Annotated in this window: 14 protein-coding genes and 1 pseudogene; 9 read left to right on the top strand and 6 right to left on the bottom strand. The window is 70.3% G+C overall.

The genetic code is table 11. The features are described 5' to 3' along the window. Nucleotides 1–95: 95 nt before the first annotated feature. Nucleotides 96–1,841: a GTPase domain-containing protein gene (locus HUA76_RS10620; protein WP_174460768.1), complete on the bottom strand. Its 1,746-nt coding sequence runs from the start codon at nucleotides 1,839–1,841 to the stop codon at nucleotides 96–98. 107 nt (nucleotides 1,842–1,948) lie between these two features. Here HUA76_RS10620 and HUA76_RS10625 point away from each other — a divergent pair, with 107 nt between their 5' ends. Beyond that, nucleotides 1,949–3,316 (top strand): thioredoxin family protein, encoded by a 1,368-nt coding sequence (locus HUA76_RS10625; protein ID WP_174461190.1) that lies wholly within the window; start codon nucleotides 1,949–1,951, stop codon nucleotides 3,314–3,316. A gap of 9 nt (nucleotides 3,317–3,325) precedes the next feature. Here the strand turns inward: HUA76_RS10625 and HUA76_RS10630 are convergent, their stop codons facing one another. The 3 genes from HUA76_RS10630 to HUA76_RS10640 form a co-directional block, all read right to left on the bottom strand. After that, entirely contained in the window at nucleotides 3,326–4,492 is a 1,167-nt protein-coding gene (locus HUA76_RS10630; protein WP_174460769.1) for a metallophosphoesterase, read from the bottom strand. 15 nt (nucleotides 4,493–4,507) lie between these two features. After that, entirely contained in the window at nucleotides 4,508–5,632 is a 1,125-nt protein-coding gene (locus tag HUA76_RS10635) for a helix-turn-helix transcriptional regulator (RefSeq protein ID WP_141643653.1), read from the bottom strand. A gap of 479 nt (nucleotides 5,633–6,111) precedes the next feature. Beyond that, a complete protein-coding gene (locus HUA76_RS10640) occupies nucleotides 6,112–6,546 on the bottom strand; it encodes a hypothetical protein (RefSeq protein ID WP_174460770.1) in 435 nt (144 codons plus the stop codon). On the opposite strand from HUA76_RS10640, the gene HUA76_RS10645 reads away from it, so the two are divergent. The 3 genes from HUA76_RS10645 (at nucleotide 6,518) to HUA76_RS10655 (ending at nucleotide 11,349) form a co-directional block, all read left to right on the top strand. Beyond that, a complete protein-coding gene (locus tag HUA76_RS10645; protein WP_141643651.1) occupies nucleotides 6,518–6,958 on the top strand; it encodes a hypothetical protein in 441 nt (146 codons plus the stop codon). The genes HUA76_RS10640 and HUA76_RS10645 overlap by 29 nt on opposite strands. Before the next feature lie 440 nt (nucleotides 6,959–7,398). Next, on the top strand, nucleotides 7,399–10,113 hold the full coding sequence (locus HUA76_RS10650) for a DUF4105 domain-containing protein (RefSeq protein ID WP_371823460.1): 2,715 nt from the start codon (nucleotides 7,399–7,401) through the stop codon (nucleotides 10,111–10,113). Nucleotides 10,114–10,815: 702 nt separating this feature from the next. Further along, a complete protein-coding gene (locus HUA76_RS10655) occupies nucleotides 10,816–11,349 on the top strand; it encodes a hypothetical protein (protein ID WP_174460772.1) in 534 nt (177 codons plus the stop codon). A 152-nt stretch (nucleotides 11,350–11,501) separates the two neighbouring features. Here the strand turns inward: HUA76_RS10655 and HUA76_RS45250 are convergent. Then, nucleotides 11,502–11,786, bottom strand: a pseudogene (locus HUA76_RS45250) (dienelactone hydrolase family protein); the annotation flags it as partial. A gap of 145 nt (nucleotides 11,787–11,931) precedes the next feature. On the opposite strand from HUA76_RS45250, the gene HUA76_RS10665 reads away from it, so the two are divergent. Both HUA76_RS10665 and HUA76_RS10670 read left to right on the top strand, forming a co-directional pair. After that, a complete protein-coding gene (locus HUA76_RS10665; RefSeq protein WP_174460773.1) occupies nucleotides 11,932–12,462 on the top strand; it encodes a GreA/GreB family elongation factor in 531 nt (176 codons plus the stop codon). A 9-nt stretch (nucleotides 12,463–12,471) separates the two neighbouring features. Continuing rightward, nucleotides 12,472–13,377, top strand: a complete 906-nt coding sequence (locus HUA76_RS10670) for an MBL fold metallo-hydrolase (protein WP_174460774.1) — start codon at nucleotides 12,472–12,474, stop codon at nucleotides 13,375–13,377. Here HUA76_RS10670 and HUA76_RS10675 read toward each other — a convergent pair whose 3' ends face one another. Beyond that, nucleotides 13,378–14,094: a class I SAM-dependent methyltransferase gene (locus tag HUA76_RS10675; protein WP_141643666.1), complete on the bottom strand. Its 717-nt coding sequence runs from the start codon at nucleotides 14,092–14,094 to the stop codon at nucleotides 13,378–13,380. It abuts the gene before it with no gap. Nucleotides 14,095–14,221: 127 nt separating this feature from the next. On the opposite strand from HUA76_RS10675, the gene HUA76_RS10680 reads away from it, so the two are divergent. The 3 genes from HUA76_RS10680 to HUA76_RS10690 are packed head-to-tail and all read left to right on the top strand — an operon-like array spanning nucleotide 14,222 to nucleotide 18,245. Beyond that, nucleotides 14,222–15,331 (top strand): vWA domain-containing protein, encoded by a 1,110-nt coding sequence (locus tag HUA76_RS10680; protein WP_174453692.1) that lies wholly within the window; start codon nucleotides 14,222–14,224, stop codon nucleotides 15,329–15,331. Then, the gene (locus tag HUA76_RS10685; protein WP_174460775.1) at nucleotides 15,328–16,782 is read left to right on the top strand and encodes a choice-of-anchor D domain-containing protein; all 1,455 of its coding nucleotides are present in this window, start codon (nucleotides 15,328–15,330) and stop codon (nucleotides 16,780–16,782) included. The genes HUA76_RS10680 and HUA76_RS10685 overlap by 4 nt, the downstream gene beginning before the upstream one ends. Nucleotides 16,783–16,784: 2 nt before the next feature. After that, nucleotides 16,785–18,245 carry a hypothetical protein gene (locus tag HUA76_RS10690; protein WP_174460776.1) on the top strand — a complete coding sequence of 487 codons (1,461 nt, stop codon included), beginning with the start codon at nucleotides 16,785–16,787 and terminating at the stop codon, nucleotides 18,243–18,245. The last annotated feature ends 462 nt before the right edge of the window (nucleotides 18,246–18,707 follow it).

An 18,707-nucleotide genomic window follows, 5' to 3' on the forward strand; every position in this document is an offset into this window, starting at 1 on the left:
CCTGTCCGTCCGCGCGGTGTCGCCTCGGTGTCTCAGTGCGCACGCCTCCCAGCCCGCTGAACCAGGAGGACGACGGCTCGTCCACCCGCCAGCCGTCACGACAGCTCGGCCCGCGTGGCCTCCAGCCGCGCGGCGGTGTGGTTCCAGTCGTCCGCCAGCCCATCCAGGTGACCCAGCACGTCCGAGAAGAACCGCGTCTCCAGCGCGCGGGCCAGCGTGGCGCCATGTGCGTCCGCCCACTTGCGGGTGACGCGGGCACGCACCTGGGCGCCCAGCAGGTCCACGAAGCGCTCCATCAGCGGCGTGGACAAAAGCGTCCCCGCCCACACCACCGCGTCATGGCCGAAGCCGCCCGTGGCCACCGTCACCACCGCAGCCGCGCCCGACGGCACCGAGTACACCAGCGTCGTCAGCGCCTGGAGCAGCTCCTCGCGCATGCCTCCCTGCAGCTCGCCCGCCACCAGTTCGCGACAGTAGGCATAGAGCGTGGCGCGGTCCGCCGCGTGGGCGTGCAGGGACTCGAAGCCCAGCGGCTCCTCCAGCTTCGCGAGCGTCACGGGCCCGAAGGCCTCGGTCAGCTTCTCTCGTGTCTCGGGGTCTCCGCGCCACGCGGCGACTTCCGGCGCGAAGGCATCCACCAGCCGCCGCACCCCATCCGTCATCGTCGCGTCCACCGTGCGCGAGGGCGTCTGCGAGCCCTCCGGCTCCGGCCCCGTGAAGGACTGGCGCACCTTGCGACTCACGTACGTGAGCGCCGTGGCCAGTCCCCGGAAGGGCAGCCGCACCCATTTGTGGAACTGGCTGCGCGCATCCAACTCGTCGCGGAAGGCATCGATGAGCACGTCCGCGGGCACCGCCTTGAGCGCCGCCGCGCGTCCCACGCCTTCCAGCTCGTGACGCAGGCGTTGCCGCAGCCGCTCCGGCTCGCTCGCCGCGCGAGTCGACGCGCGCGCCACCGCCTCCAGCTCCGCCCGCGCATCCGCGAGCGACGCCTCCAGCGCCCGGGCCTTCAGCTCCCGTGCGTGCTCGGCCTCCCCCAGGAGGGCATCGAGCGGAGGACTCCCGTCCAGCGGCTCTGTCGCGAGGGCCCGCAGGCCCGCCTCGACGTCGGGCTGGTGCGGCGCCAGGTAACGCGCGAGCGGAGGATGGCCCACGTCAGAGGCCAGCTTGTCCAGGTGCCCACGCGCCACCTCCTCGCGCGAGGCCTCGTTGTAGACGAGCAGGTACGGCCGCCCATGGCCCACGGCTGCGCGCAGGAAGTCCACCAGCGCCGCGTTCTGGTACGTCTGCCGGCTCACCACGAACACGAGCACGTCCACGGTGACGAGCAACGCCTCCGCGCGCTCGCGATTCTCCCGGTACACGCTGTCGAAGTCCGGCGTGTCCATGACGAGCAGCCCGCGCGGTACCGCGTCCGCCAGCACCAGGTACAGCCGCCCCGCGGGGCCCGGCTGGTCCACGGGCGCGAGCGCTCCCGGCGCCACGGGCACCGTGTCGTACCGACGGGTGAGGAAGTCCTTCAGCGCGCCCGTCCACGTCTCCGGGTGGGCCGCCGCGAGGCACTGCTTCGTCAGGCCTCCCTCGGGCCTCGCGGGCGACAGCGGCGCGCCCACCAGCGCGTTGAAGAGCGTGGACTTGCCCACGTTGTTGGGGCCGGCGATGGCCACCAGCAACAGGGGCGCGTCCGCGGAACCCAGGCGGGGAAGCAGGTCCCTGCGCAGCCGCTCGGCCAGACGCCGGGCCAGGTCCGCGTCCGACGCCTCGGGGAAGCGCTCGGGGGCGGGCAGGGCGTCCAGGGCGGACGCGAGGGAATCACGCAGGGTGTAGGGGTCTCTCGTCATCGGAGGTCCGCGCACACCAGAGCATGTGCGGGAGCGGGTGCCCAGTTGCTTGCGTGGCGGATGTCGTTGAGGGACAGAGCGGCGAGGGCGCGGTAGGGTCCGCCGCCATGCGCATCCACGCCGCCTGCCTGTTGCTGCTGGGGCTCGTCGCCTGCACCGCCGCGAACACGAACACCCCCGTGTCCACGGATGCGACGCATGCCGGAGCCCCCCTGCCGTTCATCGAGGATGACTACGCCCGCGCGCTCGCCGAGGCGAAGGCGAAGGGCATCCCCCTCTTCGTCGACGTCTGGGCACCGTGGTGTCACACCTGTCGCTCCATGAAAGCGTATGTCCTGTCGGACAAGTCGCTGGCGCGCCATGCCGGACGCTACGTCTGGTTGGAGGTGAACACCGACCTGACCCAGAACGCGGCGTTCCAGGAGAAGTTCCCCATCGAGTTCTGGCCCACGCTGTACGTCATCGACCCGCGCGAGGAGAAGCCGCTGTTGCGCTTCGCCGGCAGCGCCACGGTGGCGCAGCTCGTGAAGCTCTTCGAGGACGGTGAGCGCGCCTACAAGGGCGGCATCACCGGCGCGGAGGCGCTCCTGGCGCGCGGTGACGCGCTCTACGGCGAGGGACGCTCGGCGGAGGCCGTCGAGACGCTGACGGAGGCCCTGGCCGAGGCGCCCGCGGATTGGTCCCGTCGGGGCCGCGCGGTGGAGTCCCTGATGACGGCGATGTACGGCGCGATGCAGGTGGAGCCGTGCGCGAAGAAGGCGCTGGAGCTGTTGCCGGGCACGCCGCGCTCGCTGTCGTGGGCCAACGCCTCGATGATGGGCCTGATGTGCGCGCTGTCGATTCCGGACCAGGCCGCGAGCAAGGAGCTGCGCGTGGCCCTGGAGGCCAAGGTGGTCGAGGCCATGGGCGCTCCCATCATCGAGATGTCGGGGGATGACCGCTCCGGCCTCTACGAGATGCGGGTGGGCGCGCGAGAGCTGGAGAAGGACGAGGCGGGCGTGAAGGCGCTCGCGGGCGAGTGGCTGGCGTTCCTGGAGGCGGAGGCCGCCAAGGCGCCCAACCCCGACGCACGCTCCGTCTTTGATTCGCACCGCATGCTGGCGGCGATGAAGCTGGGCACGCCCGAGCGCGCCGTGCCCGCGCTGGAGCAGAGCGAGAAGGACCTGCCCCAGGACTACAACCCGCCCGCGCGGCTGGCCACGCTGTACCGGCTGCAGGGGCGCCTGGATGATGCGCTCGCGGCGAGTGACCGCGCGCTCGCGCGGGTGAAGGGCTCCCGCCGCATCAACGTGCTGTCCAACCGGGTCGACATCCACGTCGCGCGCAAGGACGTCTCCGGCGCCACGAAGACGGTGGAGGACGCCATCGCCTACGCCAAGACGCTGCCCGCCTCGCAGGTGTCGCCGCGCATGATGAAGGGGCTGGAGAAGAAGCTCGCCGGCCTCCAGGCGGAGGCCCAGCCCGCGCCGAAGTAGTCCTTCAGGTCAGCGCGCCGTCGCTCGTACGGCGGCGCGCAGACCGAGGTCGAACAGCTCGTACGCGTCGACGGGACAGTGGCTCATCCCGCCGTCGATGAAGACGAGCACCGCCTCCGCCGGGCCCGTGGCTGGCGGGGCACCGTGCGCGCAGTCCACCCGCGTGCCGTCCGTCACCAGGTGGCGCACCACCCCGTCGAGCGCCGTGCCCGAAGTGACGCCCATCAGCTCCCGGATGCGCTTGTCGCGGGTGTGCCCCACCACCTGGGTGAGTCCCGAGGGAAGCCGCCTGGGGTCGAAGCGCCGACGCGGCGTCTGACGCGTGCGCTCGGCGTCCTCCGGCTTCGTGCTGGGGCGCTGGTAGAAGATGCCCGTGCCCTCGCCGCGCGCGGCGTCGCCCGGCTGGTGCAGGCCCGGCACCTCCAGCCGTCCGTGCGTCCAGGCCTCCACCGCCGCGTCCATCGTCGCGTTCAGCGCGTGGGCCACCGCGTCCGCGTCCGCGCGGCGCTCGGGGGCAAGGCCCGTCACGTCCAGGTCCTCGTGGGTGACGCCCGCATGCAGCACCAGCAGCCCGGGGCCCGCGGCGTGCGCGGTGCGAAAGCGCCGGACGCGCAAGAGGTGCTCCACCCAGGCGCGTTGGGCTTCCAGGAAGTTGCCGAAGTCGCGGGCCACCAGCTCGGCCGTGGGCACCTGGGGCCAGCGCGCCAGGAAGGCTTTCTCCCCGGCCTCATCGGTGAGGCCCTTCTGGTAGACGCGGTCCGCCTCCGCCTGGGCGACGGTGAAGCGGGCGTCGTCGAAGCCGGCCAGCTCTCCCACGCGGCCCAGGTCGTGGTTGCCCAGAATCAGGAGGACCTGGTCCGCGGGATGCGCGGCCAGCCAGGCCACCAGCGCGAGCGCGCTGTTCGCCGCGTGCAGGCGCTCCTCGGGGCGACCCCAGTCGAAGTGGTCTCCCACCGAGATGAGCTGCACGTCGGGCAGGAGCCAGCCGTCCGCGCCCAGCAGTCCGTGGTGGTCGAGGATGCCCAGGACCTTGTCGAAGTCCGCCTGCGGGTCGCCCAGGGCGAGCCGTCGTCGGCGGGGGACACCGTCAGGGGGCGCGGAGCGGGGACCTGCCTCCACCGCCTGTCGGGCGCGAGCGTGGGCGGCCTGGATGCGGGTGGCTTGGGAGTCGTTCACCCGCTCATTGTAGAGTCAGGACGTCTGGAAGAAGCGGGCGATGAGCGCCGAGCGGCTCTCCACGTGCGCTTTGGCCAGCAGGTGCGTGACGTGGACCTCCACGGTGCGCTCCGCGCAGCCCAGCCTGCCGGCGATGGACTTGTTCGTCTCGCCCTGGACGATGTGCGTGAGGACCTCGGACTCGCGCGCGGTGAGCGACCAGCGCGCGGCCAGGGCCTGCACGCGCGCGGCGGCGCTGGAGGCGGTGCCCGTGTCGATGGCCAGGTAGTGCGCGGGAAGCCCCGTGGTGCGCAGCGGCGTGAGCGTCAGCGGCCCCGAGCAGGGGATGCCCTGGGCGCCTCGGCGCAGCTGCTCCATCAGCTCCGGCTCGCCGCGCTCCAGCCACACCCGACCCGCGCTGTTGGCGTGCACCACCCGGCCGCTGCCGCTGACGACCCAGGCGGCGCGACCGAGCGCCTCCATCGCGACCTCCAGCGCGGTGGACATCAGGCCCGACTCGCGCAGGCGCGTCTCCATCGTCAGCCGCCGCTGCAGCGTGGGCGTCAACGCCTGGAGCACGCGCTGTTCGCGCTCGGTGAAGGGCTCCTCGCGCATCAACCCCAGCCAGCCCAGGAGCGACGGCCCCTCGCAGACCAGGGTGCGAAGGAAGGCCATGCGCTCCATGCCCAGTTGCCGGTACACCGCGCCGGAGCGGGTGTTGACGCGGTCTCTCTGGGCGTCCAGCTCCGCCTCGGTCAATCCCAGACGCCGCCCCACCTCATATGCGGGCAGGTCATGCAAGGGCATCTGCCGCGCTTCCGACTCCTGCAGCGAGCGGAAGTGCAGCGCCCGGTTGCGTTGGGCCGGCGCGGGACGGGCTGGATCATACCAACCCCAAAGACTCTCCCGGTCCGACAGGAAGGTCTCCAGGGCGTCGAAGACCGACTCCCCCTCCTGGGGGAAGCCCGAGTTGAAGGAATAGCTGACGTGGTAGCGGTCCGGCCCTACATCCACGCCGTAGGCCACCGCGCGCTCCGCCTTGAGCGTGTCGCGCAATGCCCCCAGAAGTGTGGGAAGGGACTCCGAACTCGGCTCCGCTTCGACGAGCAGGGCTTCCAGGTCCGCCAGGATACGCTGTTCCTCGGAATTCAAACGAATCACGATATCCTGAGTATACGCTGGCAATGAGTGACTCCCACTATCCCACCAACACGTCGAAGTTGTGAGTTGTTGAGCATTTATCGGCGACATGCCCTGGAGTCTGAGGCTTCCGGGTGGAAGCAGACATCAGGGCTTCCCCGCATGGAAATCGCAGTGCGTACCGCGCGACAATGAAGTGCAGGCCCACCGGGGGGGAGGGCCTTTCGCGGTAGGTTTCATGTGAGCGCGCGCCGGGGATCGACAGTCGATGCCCGGCGCGTCGCCCTTGTACCCCGCCCTTTCCCTACATCTGGCGCGAAGCCCGTGACGCACCCCTGGGACGTCCGCTTCGCGCTTTGATGCATGGCGTCATCCGCAAGGCCGCGAAACATCACTGTTTCGCAGCCGGCACGCCACTGGCTAACATATTCATGACAATGAATTCCTTCCGTGAGGCTGGACGGATGTCTGTCCATTGCTCGCGGCGAACGAATGCTCATTCAGGGGGAGTCTGAGATGACGATGATGCGCACCGGGAAACTTGCGTTGGGAATGGCCGTGTTGCTGGGCGTGACAGGGTGTCGGACGCCGGGGGCCACGGGGAGTGGAGGGATGAGCGCGTCGGAGGGGTCGTCCGACGGTTCGGGTTCGGGTTCGGGCTCGGGTGGCTCGTCGGACGGACCCGGGGATTCATCGAAGGGGTCCGGGGACTCGTCGAAGGGGTCCGGCGATTCGAGCAAGTCGGAGTCGGGCTCCAGCGAGAACTCGAACCACAGTTCCGAGGAGGGAGGGTCCAGCGAGTCGCGCTCCAGCAAGAGCGACACGGGGACCAGCGAGTCGGAGGGTGCAGGGGAGGGGAAGGACTCGCGCTCGGAAACGAGCAACAGCGAGAACAACGATGGGCGCGTGGTGTCGGCGACGACGGTGGCGGCCACGGTGATTGGCCTGGGGGTGGTCATCTGGCGGGTGATAGCGGCGGCCGAGCGGCGGCGTCAGGCGCCTCCTCCGCCGGAGGAGGTGGGGCGGGCCGCGCAGGTGTATCTGCGCTCCCGGACGCACCAGCTTCGGGAGGACCTGGCGCTGGGGGCGGGGCCCACGGTGGAGGACCTGGCGTCGGCGGCGAGCATCCGTCGGGAGAACCTGGGGACCTTCGGGCGGCTGCTGCGAGCGAACCGCCGCGAGCTGCTGGCGATGGCGGACACGCGCACCCTGACGCCCGAGCGGGCGCTGGCCTGGTTGGCGCGGGTGGGTGAGCTGGCGCGCACGGACCCGAGGCTCGACGAGGACCGGCGCGCCTTCCTCGCGGCCCATGGTGGGGAGGAGGCGACGGCGGAGGTGGTGGAGTGAGGCGCCGGGCGGCGTGGCTGCTGAGTTTCGCGCTCACGCTGCCCGCGTGGGCGGAGCCCGGCGGCGCGCAAGTGACGGAGCAGGCCGAGCCTCCATCGCGAAGTGTGGCGATGGAGGACGAAGTGTCGCCGCGAGATGGCGCGCGAGTGACGGAGCCGGCCGGGCTTCCATCGCGAAGTGCGGCGATGGAGGACGAAGTGTCGCCGCGAGATGGCGCCCGAATGACGGAGCCGGCCGAGCCTCTATCGCGAAGTGCGGCGATGGAGGACGAAGTGTCGCCGCGAGATGGCGCGCGAGTGACGGAGCCGGCCGAGCCTCCATCGCGAAGTGCGGCGATGGAGGACGAAGCGTCGCCGCGAGATGGCGCGCGAGTGACGGAGCAGGCCGGGCTTCCATCGCGAGGCGGGACGACGGAGGACACACGTCCCCTGAAGAAACGCGTGTCCTCCCTGGAGCGAGCAGGCGTCCTGTTGCGAGGTGCCGCAGCGAGCGACGAGACCCTGGTGCGCGAGGTGGAAGCAGGCCTGAGCGCCTTGCCGCCCGCGATGCGCCGCTTTCCAGGAGGTCCGCTGGAGTTCGTCCTTCATCCCGAGCCCGCTCCACTGGGGCTGGGTGATGGCACGGCGGCACGCCCGGACTGGTCCGAGGAGCGCGCCCGCTTCCACCTCTACCAGTACGCACCGTCCTCGGAGCGCCGCGCGACGTTGCGACTGTCACGACTGACGGACGAGGAGTCGGAGCAACTGTGGCGCCGCCGCGCCGTGGTGCACGCGGTGGTGCAGCGCTGGGACGACGCCTACCAGTGGAGCCGGTCCCAGAACTGGCGCCGCCTGTCGGGCTGGATGAAGCCCTTCGAGCGCCCGTTGGTCTGGAAGGAGGAAGCGCGCCTGCACTACGCCGGGGCCTTCAGTCGCGCGCTCGGACAGAAGAGCGCGTCGCAGGACCTGGTGACGTTCGCTGAAGAGTACTTCGTCCCGGTGGAGTCCCTGCGCGAGGACGCGCTGTCCGTGGACGAGCAGGTGCGCTGTCAGGAGTTCTCCAAGTCGCGCGCGCTGACGGAGCTGGTGGAGGCGACGGGGCTCGGAGCGCCGCGCTCGCGAGGGGACTGTCCGGCCTTCGACGCCTGGGCGGAGTTGGACCTCTTGTCCCACGTCGAGGTCCTCCTGGTGGCGGCCACGGGACGTCAGCCCGAGTCCCTCTTCGGCCACCTGCTGCTGCGCCCCGTCTGGAGCGAGGGCGCCCAGGTGCGAGGCCCTTCCTTCGAGCGCGTCGTGCAGCTCGTGGCGCTCACGGGACTGGAGCCTCGAGGCCTGGGCTACGTGGTGAAGGGGATGACGGGCAGCTACGACACCGTCTTCCTCACCGGGACGATGGGCGACCTCACCCACGAGTCGCTGGAGCTGGAGCAACGCACCATCCGCCGCTTCCGACTGCGCCTCACTCGCGGCGAGGAGGCGCGGATGCTGGAGCGCATCTGGGAGCTCGAGCGGCGCGGGTACATGGGCTACTACTTCTTCACCGACAACTGCGCGAGCGCGCTCCTCTTCCTCCTCAACGGAGTCCTGGAGCACGGGCGACAGGTGAGTCCCCCCGGAGCGCTGTGGGTGCTGCCCACGGCCACGTTGGACGCGCTGGCGAAGCTGGAGGTGCTGGGCAAGCAAGGCCCCGCGGGCCCGCTGCTGGAGCTGATTCCGGACGCCTTCGAGTCCACCGGAGACCGCGCCGTGCGCGCGGACGCGATACGAAGAGAGACCCTGGAGTCCCTCACGGGCCTGGTGGACACCTCCGCGCTGACGCGGCTGCTGCGCCTTCACGCCCGTCTTCAATCTCCCGAGCCCGACACGAGACGCGAAGCCTATGGAGAGCTGCCGGAGACGGTGAGCGGGGTGCTCGCCTCCGCATCGCCAAAGGCCCGAGCCTCCGTGCGCGAGACGCTGCATGCCTACGTGGCCCACGCGGTGCGGGTGGAGCGCGCGGCGTTGGACCGGCTGGAAGGAGAGCGGCTGCGAATCGAGCGCCAGCGGTTGCTCGCGGTGAAGACACCCCTGAAGGGCTCCGCGGAGGCGGGAATCCGCGAGCGTCAGCGGGTCTTCGAGCGAGAGGACGCGCTGCAGCGGAAGCTGGCGGTGCTGGACCGGACGGCGCTGTTCCAGGAGGCGCTGGCCATGGCGCCGCGCCGCCCGCCGACGCCGAAGGAGCTGAAGGTCCTCGTCCGCGCGGAGCGCACCGAGGCCGCCTTCGTCCGGGCCACCGAGGCCCAGGGCGAGCTGAATGACGGCGTGCTGGCGGAGGTCGACGCGGTGGCCTTCCTGGGGGCGGACCGTCGTCGCAAGGTGGAGGCCGAGACGCGCTGGGCGGCCTCGGCGCTGCGGGAGTCCGGCGCGGCGCGCACGGTGGTGAGCGTGGGCATGGACTTCCCCGACGTGGGCGCGGCGCGTCCCGTGGTGAGCGTGCGCACCGCGGGGATGGCGGAGGCGTTGGGGGACTCGCGCCTGCATGGCTTCCAGTCGAGCAGCGAGCTGCGGGTCCTGGATGGTGAGCTGTCTCTGGAGCCTCGGTGGGGCCCTCCGCGCGTGGTGTCCACGGACATGACGCTGGTGGGCTACCGCACGTTGCAGCGCGAACTGCCCCAGTTCCGCGAGTCCGCATGGGACTCGCTCGGGTGGGGCGCGGAGGCGCGCGTGGCCTCGGACGCGGCGCGAGCGTTGCCCTACCGGGCCACCGTGCAGGCGGAGGCGCTGGTGGTGGTGGACGCGGGCGCGCGCTTCTCGCGCTTCACGGCGGTGGGCGTGGGGGGACTCGCGCGGATGCACTGGAGCGAGCACGCCCTGACGCCCGCGGCGGGGCCTCGCCTGTCGCTGACACACCGCACGGGCCTGCCGGGCTCGGGGGCCAACGCGGTGCGCCTGGAAGCGGCCTATGCCCCTACCTGGCGCATGGGCGACGCCCGCCTCACGCACGAGGCGGGGGCCTGGCTGCAGGTGGAGTGGTGGCTGGGGCGCGCGGGGCCCTTCGGGGTGCTGCTCACTCCTCGCGCACAGGTTCGTTGGGAGGGCTCACTCGCTCCACAATCACTTCGCGAGTCACGGTCTCCGTCGTCGTGGTGGTCCGGTACGATGGACCGTCGGCTGGCACTGGGGTTGGAGCTGCGTTGAAGCCCTCGGTCAACAGCGGGCGACAGTAGGGGCCCGTGGCGGCGCCGATGAACGTGCCGATGACGTAGAGGGCCGTCCATCCCCAGAACCCCAGCCCGCCGAAGATGCGCAGCTGGGTGGGGCCGGCGAGGAAGGAGAAGAGCGCGATGAACACCGGCAGCGCGATGGAGCTGACGAGCGCCGCGCCGAGCGCGCGCTTCATGGTCCGCGCGTGGAACCCGCCGAACGCGCCACCAATCAGGCCGTTGAAGAGCGGCACGAAGAAGACGACGAAGCTGGTGATGAGCATCGTCGCCACGCTGACGACGAACCGGTTGTGCTTGAAGCGGATCTCCTCGGACTTCATCCCGATGCCCGCTGGAAGCTCCGAGTACCTGAGCTCGCGGTGCACATCCCGCGCATAGGGGGGAGGGTTGGTGGTTCTATCGGAGCGAATCATCTCGACCATGGCTTTCGAGCCTCCCAAGGGGCAGGTGTGGCGCTCCCGCCGTCCCTCAGGTGTGGGGTCGGCGACGGACATGTGGAAGGGCTGGTGCCCCCACCGGTGAGCGGGCCGCCCTGCGGCCCCCTGGTTCAACGCAGGGGCAAGCCGGGGAAAACGGGCCAGGCAAACCCAAGGGGGCGGGCGTGGGGCTTGGCGGCTCGCCGTCTGCGGCTATGCTGCCGCGCCCGTTAGTCCCCTCACGTCCGTACGGAATTCCCATGAGCCTCCGCCGAGCCCTGCTGACCGTCGTCCTGACCTCCACCTCGCTGCTGACCGCCTGTGCCCTGCGGCCGACCTACAAGGAGCTGATTGCTCCTCCGAGCGCCGCTGGCGTCACCCCCGGGCAGACCGTGGCGCTGCGCGTGGTGGATGGCTCCGGCAAGCCCGTGGAGGGGGCCCGGGTACGCGCGGGCGAGGGCCGTACGCGCCTGAACGTCCTCAGCGACGCGGATGGCCTGGTGAAGCTGGAGGCGAACGAGGCGCTGCTGAAGGAGAACCCGCTGGTGGAGGTGGTGCTGCCCAAGGGCGTGAAGGAGTACCGCCTGCAGCTCGCGCCCTCGGGTGAGGCGCCCGCCGCTCCCGTAGAGACCGCGCCCCAGGCTCCCGCCGCGCCGGAGCAGGCTCCCGCGACGGAGACTCCGGCCACGGAGACCCCGGCGTCCGGCACGCCGGCCACCACCCCGGAGGCGGCGCCCAGCCCCGTGCAGCAGCCGTCCGGTACGCCCGCGCCCGCGCCCACGCCCGGCACCTGAGCCGAGCGTCGTCCGTCCTCCGCGCGAGGCTCAGCCGAGCTTCGCGTGGAGGAAGTCCACGGTGCGCTTCCACGCCTGGCGCGCGTTCTGTTCTGCACCGGCGCGCGGATGCGCGTGACGTCCACGGTCTCCGGAGGAATCCCGTAGAAGGGGACCACGGCGTCGAGCTGCGGGTCAGTGACTCCCGCCAGCAGCGTCAGCGCGCCTCCCATGCAGAAGCCCAGGACGGCGACCTTGGTGCCCGGCCCACCGCGCTCGCGCAGCGCGTCCGTGGCGGCGCGCAGCTCCTCGCCGGCCTTGCCCCAGTCCAGTTGCGCCAGCAGCCTGTCCGCCTCCGCCGCGTCCTTCGTCGTGCGGCCGTGGTAGAGGTCCACCGCGAACACGGTGAAGCCCTCCTTCGCGAGTCGGTCGGCGACGCCCTGGATGTGCGCGTTCAGGCCCCACCACGAGAGCCCGCCAGTTCCTGGCCCTGCTTGCCAGTCAGCCTTGCCTGCCCTGCCATGCGCGCACCCCTTGAGTGATGGAGGAAGCGGCGTAGCTTAATCTCGGGGCCTTGAAGTGCCTCGACTCGTGGAGGCGGGAATGTCGAAGGCGTTCACGAAGGAAGACTCGGGTGAGGATGAGGCGCTGGTGCCGCCGCGCCCGAGGTCCGCTTCGGGAGACAAGCGCTACATCACGCCCGAGGGCTACCGCGCGCTGCAGGACGAACTGGCGTCCATGCAGGGCCCGGACGCAGGTGCGCAAGGGCTGACGCCGCTGGAGGCCGGGGTGCGGCGTCAGGAGCGAGAGAGAAGAGCGCGGCACCTCGCTGCGACGTTGGAGGAAGTGCGGGTGGTGGAGCCAGACCCGGCGCAGGCGGGACGTGTCTTCTTCGGCGCGTGGGTGGAGCTGGAGGACGAAGAGGGCGAGCGGGTGCGCTACCGCATCGTCGGCCTGGATGAAGCGGACGTGAAGGCGGGGAGGCTCAGCGTGGAGTCGCCGCTGGCCAGGGCGTTGCTGGGCAAGGAAGTGGGGGAGTCCGTGCAGGTGGAGCGACCCCGAGGCGCGGTGGAGTACACGGTGGTCGCGGTGGACTATGGTGCCTCTCCGTTTCCCGCACCCCTGTCCTTGTGAGTCCCCGACATGCGAAGCCTCCTGGCGGTCCTGGTCGCGATTCCTTCGCTGGCCCTGGCGCAGTTGAAGGATGTGGAGAAGGTCTCTGTGACGAGCAGTCCCGTCGCGGGCAACGTGCACATGCTGGTGGGCGCGGGCGGCAACATCGGCGTCTCGGTGGGACCGGATGGACTGCTCATCGTCGATGACCAGTTCGAGCCCCTGGCGCCCAAGATTCACAAGGCCTTGGACAAGCTGAGCAAGGCGAAGATCGCCTATGTGCTGAACACGCACTGGCACGGCGACCACACGGGCGGCAACGCCGTCTTCGGCCGCGAGGGCCGCATCGTGGCGCATCGCGAGGTGCGCACGCGGCTGGTGGTCGGGCAGGACAGGGGGGACCGCGGAGTCGTCCCTCCGGCGAAGAAGGAGGCGCTGCCGGTCATCACCTACGACACGGGCATGTCGCTGTACTTCAACGGCGAGGAGATTCGCCTGACGCACCTGCCGGCGGGCCACACGGACGGCGACACGCTGGTGTACTTCACGGGCTCCAACGTGATGCACACGGGCGACCAGTTCTTCGTGGACGCCTTCCCGTTCATCGACGTGAACAGCGGCGGCTCGGTGGAAGGGTACGTGCGCAACGTGGAGAAGCTGCTCCAGACGCTCCCGGCGGACGTGAAAATCATTCCGGGCCACGGGCCGCTGACGGACCGCGCGGGCCTGGAGCGCTTCGTGGGGGCGCTGCGCGAGTCGGTGGCCCTGGTGCGCACCCGGCGTGAGGCCGGCAAGACGTTGGAGCAGGTGAAGGCGGAGGGCGTGCCGGAGCACCTCAAGTCCTTCGGCGAGGGCTACATCAAGACGGACGTGTGGCTGGAGACGGTGTACCGCGGCCTGGAGAAGGGCGCGGCGAAGGCGACGGACGGCAAGTAGTCAGCGCTTCGTCGCGATGACGGTGGCCAGGGGCGTGAAGGGCTCGGGGAGGATGCTGTCGCGCACCTCGACAGTGAACCCCTGGGCCTCCAGCAGTGCCCTGGCGCGAGGCACCAGGAACGTCAGGTAGTACATGACGAAGGGCGGCTTCCAGAGGGCGTTGCGCACGCGCATGGCGGCGTTGAAGCCTCGGGCCACCCAGTAGCCCGGACGCAGCATCGACGGTGGATGTCCGGTGACGAAGAGGAACCGGCCACCGGGACGCAGGGCGCGATGGAGGCCTTGCAGCAGGCGCGGCTCGTCCGACTCGAGGATGTGACCGAAGGCGCCGAAGCAGGTGACGACGTCGAACTCGGCGTCGAAGGTCATCTCCAGCGCGTCACCCCGGACGAACTGGAAGGCGGCGGTGCCCGGAGCGCCGGAGAGGCGGCGGTCGGCTTCCTCGAGCATGCCCTGGCTCAGGTCGATGCCGACGACGCGCTCCCGGGCGAGTGGCCGCAGGTGGCGCATGGCGGCGCCGGTGCCACAGCACACGTCCAGGGCGGTGTCGACTGAGCCGGCAGGGCCCAGGGCGTCGATGGCGGCCTGGATCACGGGGTCTGGCGTGCGGAAGGGTGTGTAGTCGAACTTGGGGGCGAGCAGGTCGTAGCCGTGTTCGACGGAGGTCATGGCCTGCTCGGCCAGCTCGAGGAGGGTGGGCCCTTGGCGGTGGAACATGGTGAGGCTGGGTGTACCGCACCCGGGGCCGAGCCAGGACTGCTTCTGGCTGTCCATGTGCGCCATGAACGCTCGGCGGGACGGCCTGCTCGATTCCCGAGGAGCGGTGGTAATAGGCTGCTCGCTCATGCGCCGTGCAGCCGCCGTCGCCTTCCTGGCGCTCCTGGTCGTCGATTGTCGGGACGAGCGGCTCGTGCCCTCACTTCCCGCCGGCTATCACGTCGACACGTACGCGCAGCGCCCTGCCCCCGCGGTGGATGTCCTGTGGGTGGTGGACGATTCGGCCTCCATGGCACCGCGTCAGGAGTCGCTCGCGCGCAACTTCCAGGCCTTCATCTCGCTGTTCCGCGAGGGGCGCGTCGACTACCGGATGGGCGTGGCGACGACGGACACCTTCACGCGGCCGGGGGCCCTGGTGGGCACGCCGCGAATCCTGAGGCCGGACACACCTGAGCTGGAGCAGGCCTTCGCGAACAGCGTGCGCGTGGGGACGCAGGGAAGTGCGTACGAGGCGGGCCTGGAGGCCGCGAACCTCGTGCTGGAGCAGGTGGCTCGGGAGAACGCACCGGTGCTGGAGGCCCGCGCGGCCTGTGTGGCGCGCTGCTCTACACAACCCTGCCGCGACGGTTGCGCGCTGGAGCACGCCGTGGACTTCCTGCGTCCGGGAGCGTGGCTCTATCTGGCCTTCGTGACGGATGAGGACGACCGCTCGCCGCATGACGTGCGCATGTATTGGCGCGCGTTCGAGCAGGCGAAGGGGCTGGGAAATGACGGGACGGTGGTGGCCTCCGCCATCATCGGGGACGTGCCCGCGAATGGCTGTGGCGCGGAGCCGGGGACTCGGTACGCGGAGCTGGTGACGCTGATGGGTGGGGAGCTGGGGAGCATCTGTGACCAGGACTTCGCGCGAGCGCTCCGCACGCTGGCGACGAGCGCGGTGGGCTTGCGGCGCACGTTCGCGCTGGAGCGTGTCCCTCGTGTGGACTCGTTGCGGGTCCGGGTGCGGTATCCCTGTGGTGCGACGCAGGACGCGCTGAGCGCTTGTGACGCGGTGGACCGAGAGGCGTGCGCGGGTCAGCCAGCCGAAGCGCTGGATGCCGTCTGCACACCCAGGGCCGGAGCCGTGGATGGCTGGGTGTACCAGCCCGAGCGAAGGACGGTGTTCTTCGCGGGGGACTCGGTGCCCGGGCTCGGGTCAAGGGTGGAGCTGGAGTACGTGGAAGAGGACGCGTCGTGAGGACGTGGGCGGCTCGCGGAGGGTGGTGGCTCGTCGTGGGCTGCTTGCTGACGGGCGGCTGCGGGAAGGATGCGCCTCCGCTGTCGGTGGTGCCTCGCTGGGTGGCGCCCGAATCCACGCTCGATTTCGGAGAGGTGCCCGCGCTGAACGAGCGCACGGTGTCTCTGCCGTTGGTGAATGCGGGGCGCGCTCCGCTGCGCGTGGTGGGTGTCTCGGTGCGGGAGGCGGACAGTCCGTTTCGAATCATCTCCGCGCCAGTGGAAGTCCCCGCGCAGGCGGAGTCCCCCGTGCTGTTGGCCTTCGTCCCTCCGCGCGAGTCTCCGTACACGGCGACCTTGGAGCTGCACACGGATGACCCGAGTCGTCCGTCGCTCGACGTGTCATTGCGAGGAGAGGGGCATACCTCGGCGATTCTGGAGTTGGACGCGGAGCGGATCGAGTTCGGACGTGTCGCTGAAGGTGCCGCCGTGGTGCGTTCCTTCAAGGTGCGCTCGCGGGGCAACGCGCCGCTGGTGCTCGAATCACTGACCCTTGTTGGTGACTCGATACCGTCGGCCTTTCAGCTCGTGGGCTCCACGAAGACCCCGGCGGTCCTGGATGTGTCGAGCGAGGTGGAGCTGTCGGTCCGCTATGCGGTGCCCCTGGGTGCTGCCTCCGAGGAGGTGAGCGGAGGACTCCTGCTGCGGACCACGGACCCTGACCACCGAGAGGCGCGAGTGGCGCTGCACGGCGGGGTGAATCTGGCGCCGGTGCCTGTCATGGGGGCGCTGGGGGACAGCGTACCTGGAGGAGAGGTGGTGCTGGACGCAACGGCCTCGACGGACGCGGATGGGGATGGGCCGCTCACGTACGAATGGGTGCTGCGGGAGAGACCGGTGGGTGCGCGGGCTCAGGTGATGGAGCCGGGGGTGGCCCGCACGGTGTTGCGGTTGGACCCGGTGGTGCCGGGGGCGTACATGGTGGAACTCGCGGTGACGGATGCCGCCGGCGCTCGAAGTCCTCGTCCCGCGAGCGCGCGTGTCCTGGCGGTGCCCGCGCAGCGACTGTTGGTGGACGTGTCCTGGGACCACGCGGAGACGGACCTGGACCTGCATGTGTCGCGGGGCGTGGACGCGGTGCCGGGATCCGTGGACGACTGTCACTACGCGAATCCGCGTCCGGACTGGGGTGCGCCCGGCCTCGCGGAGGACCCGGAGTTGTTGAGAGACCGGCTGACGGGCTACGGCCCGGAGGTGTTCGGTTACGAGAACCCGGTGGCGGGGACCTACCGGGTGGCGGTGGTGCTGGCGCGCGCGAATGGAGCAGTGGACCCGCGCAGCGAGGCGACGGTGCGCGTGTATGACCGGGGTGTGCTGAAGGGCGAGTTCCGTCGCACCCTGGCGAGTCAGGGTGAGGTGTGGACGGCGGCGGACGTGCAGTGGCCCTCGGGCGTGGTCACGGAGGTGCCGTGACGATGCGGTGGTGGCTCCTCGTGGTGGCGTGCTGTGTGCTCGCCTGTTCCTCCAAGGAGACAGTGCCACCCGTGCCGGATGCGGGGCCGAGCCCGACGTCCTGTGCGCGTCGCGAGGACTGCGAGGGAGGACAGGTCTGCACGCTCGCGGGTGTCTGTGGTGCATGTGAGTCGAGCGGCCAGTGTCGGCTCAAGGAACGCTGTGACGATGACGCGCGGGCCTGTGTGCTTCGTGAGGGCTGGGGCACGGACTGCGCGACGAACGAGGCGTGTGCATTCGGGCTGTGGTGCCGACAGGGGCTCTGTCTCGCGAGGACTGAGGTGGTGCTTTGTCCCTCGGGAGCGAGGGGCGAGTGCCCCACCAGGCAACGATGCAATGGGTCCACGCTCGTCTGCGAGGAGGACCTGGGATGTGTCGAGGATGGGGACTGTGGTGCCGAGGAGCGCTGCAATCCCGGGCTGCATGCCTGTGTGGCCCGTTGCACCGAGGCCACCTCGTGCGGGGAAGGGGAGCACTGCGCGGAGGGGCTCTGCGTCCAGTGTGAGGCGGACACGGACTGCGCGGTGGGCTTCATGTGTGACGCGGCGGGACGGTGTTCATCGACACCGCGTTGCTATTCGGACCGGGACTGCGACGTACCTCGGGTGTGTCATCTGGCGAGCGGGGCGTGCCTGCCGGGTCCTCCACCGTGTGGCTCGGATGATGACTGCGCGATGGACCAGCGCTGCGACCTCGGCACGGGAACCTGTGAGCCCCGGGCTTGTCAGCCGGATGCGCTGGAGCCCAACGACACGGTGTCCACGACGTTCCCCGTGAGCGCGAGTCGCTACGTGAAGTTGACGCTGTGCCCGGATGACGTGGACCACTACTCGCTCGCCTTGGAGCGAGGGGACCAGTTCGGCGTGAACGTGGACGCGGAGGTGTTCGCGGAGTCGGTGTTCTCCACGACCATTGAAGACGCGAGGGGTCGGGTGCTGGCGACGGGACGATTCCGCATGTCGCACGTCGTGGCGGAGCGAGGCACGTATACGGTGCGGATCGCCTCGCGTGACACACTGCCGCGAGCGTATGACATCGGCTTCTTCCTCTCGCGAGGCACGCCCTGTGATGACGATGTCCACGAGCCCAACGACACCGTCGATACGGCCACGGACCTGCCGGAGCGCCTGTCGCTGGTGGGGATGGTCTGCCCGGGAGAGCAGGACCATGTTCGATTCACCGTGCCCGTGGCCCAAGGCGTGAAGGTGTCGCTGTCGGGCTACGCGGCGGACCGTGGCTTGCTGCGCCTGTGTCTCTTGGGCGAGAGCGGAGGCGTGGAACTGGGCTGCTCGCAAAACGTGGAGGGCGCCACGGTGTCGCTGCCGGCTCCGACCGTGGCGGGCCAGCGGCTCACCGCGAGAGTGGTGGGCGATGACGCGCGCACGACGAATGGCTACACGCTCCAGGTGGAGTGGCTCCCATGAGGAATTCCTCATGGCCCAGTCGTCGCACGTTGGTGCCGACGCCGAACGACCACCTGCCTCTGGGCGCACGGGCATGAATGACTACACGCTCCAGGAGGAGTGGCTCCCATGAGGAACTCCTCATGGCCCAGCCGTCGCACGTCGGTGCCGACGCGAGCGACCACCTGCCTGGGGCACGGGCATGAATGGCTACACGCTCCAGGAGGAGTGGCACCCATGAGGAGTTCCTCATGGCCTGGTCGCCGCATGGCAGTGCCGACGGCGAACAGCCACCTGCCTTCGGGCTCGCGGGAATCACGCACGCCAATCCCGGATGGCTTCGCGATGAGGGCTCCGGCCCGAGCGGGCAACTGCTCCTTCATCGCGCACGTCACCCGGGTGCGTATGGGCTTGTGGCTCGCTGCCAGGAGCGGCCACTTCTGGCCCGGTTGCACGAATCGTGTCGATGTCGAGCGACCTCTG

Source organism: Myxococcus sp. CA056 (genome assembly GCF_013336715.1).
GTDB classification, from domain to species: Bacteria; Myxococcota; Myxococcia; order Myxococcales; family Myxococcaceae; genus Myxococcus; species Myxococcus llanfairpwllgwyngyllgogerychwyrndrobwllllantysiliogogogochensis.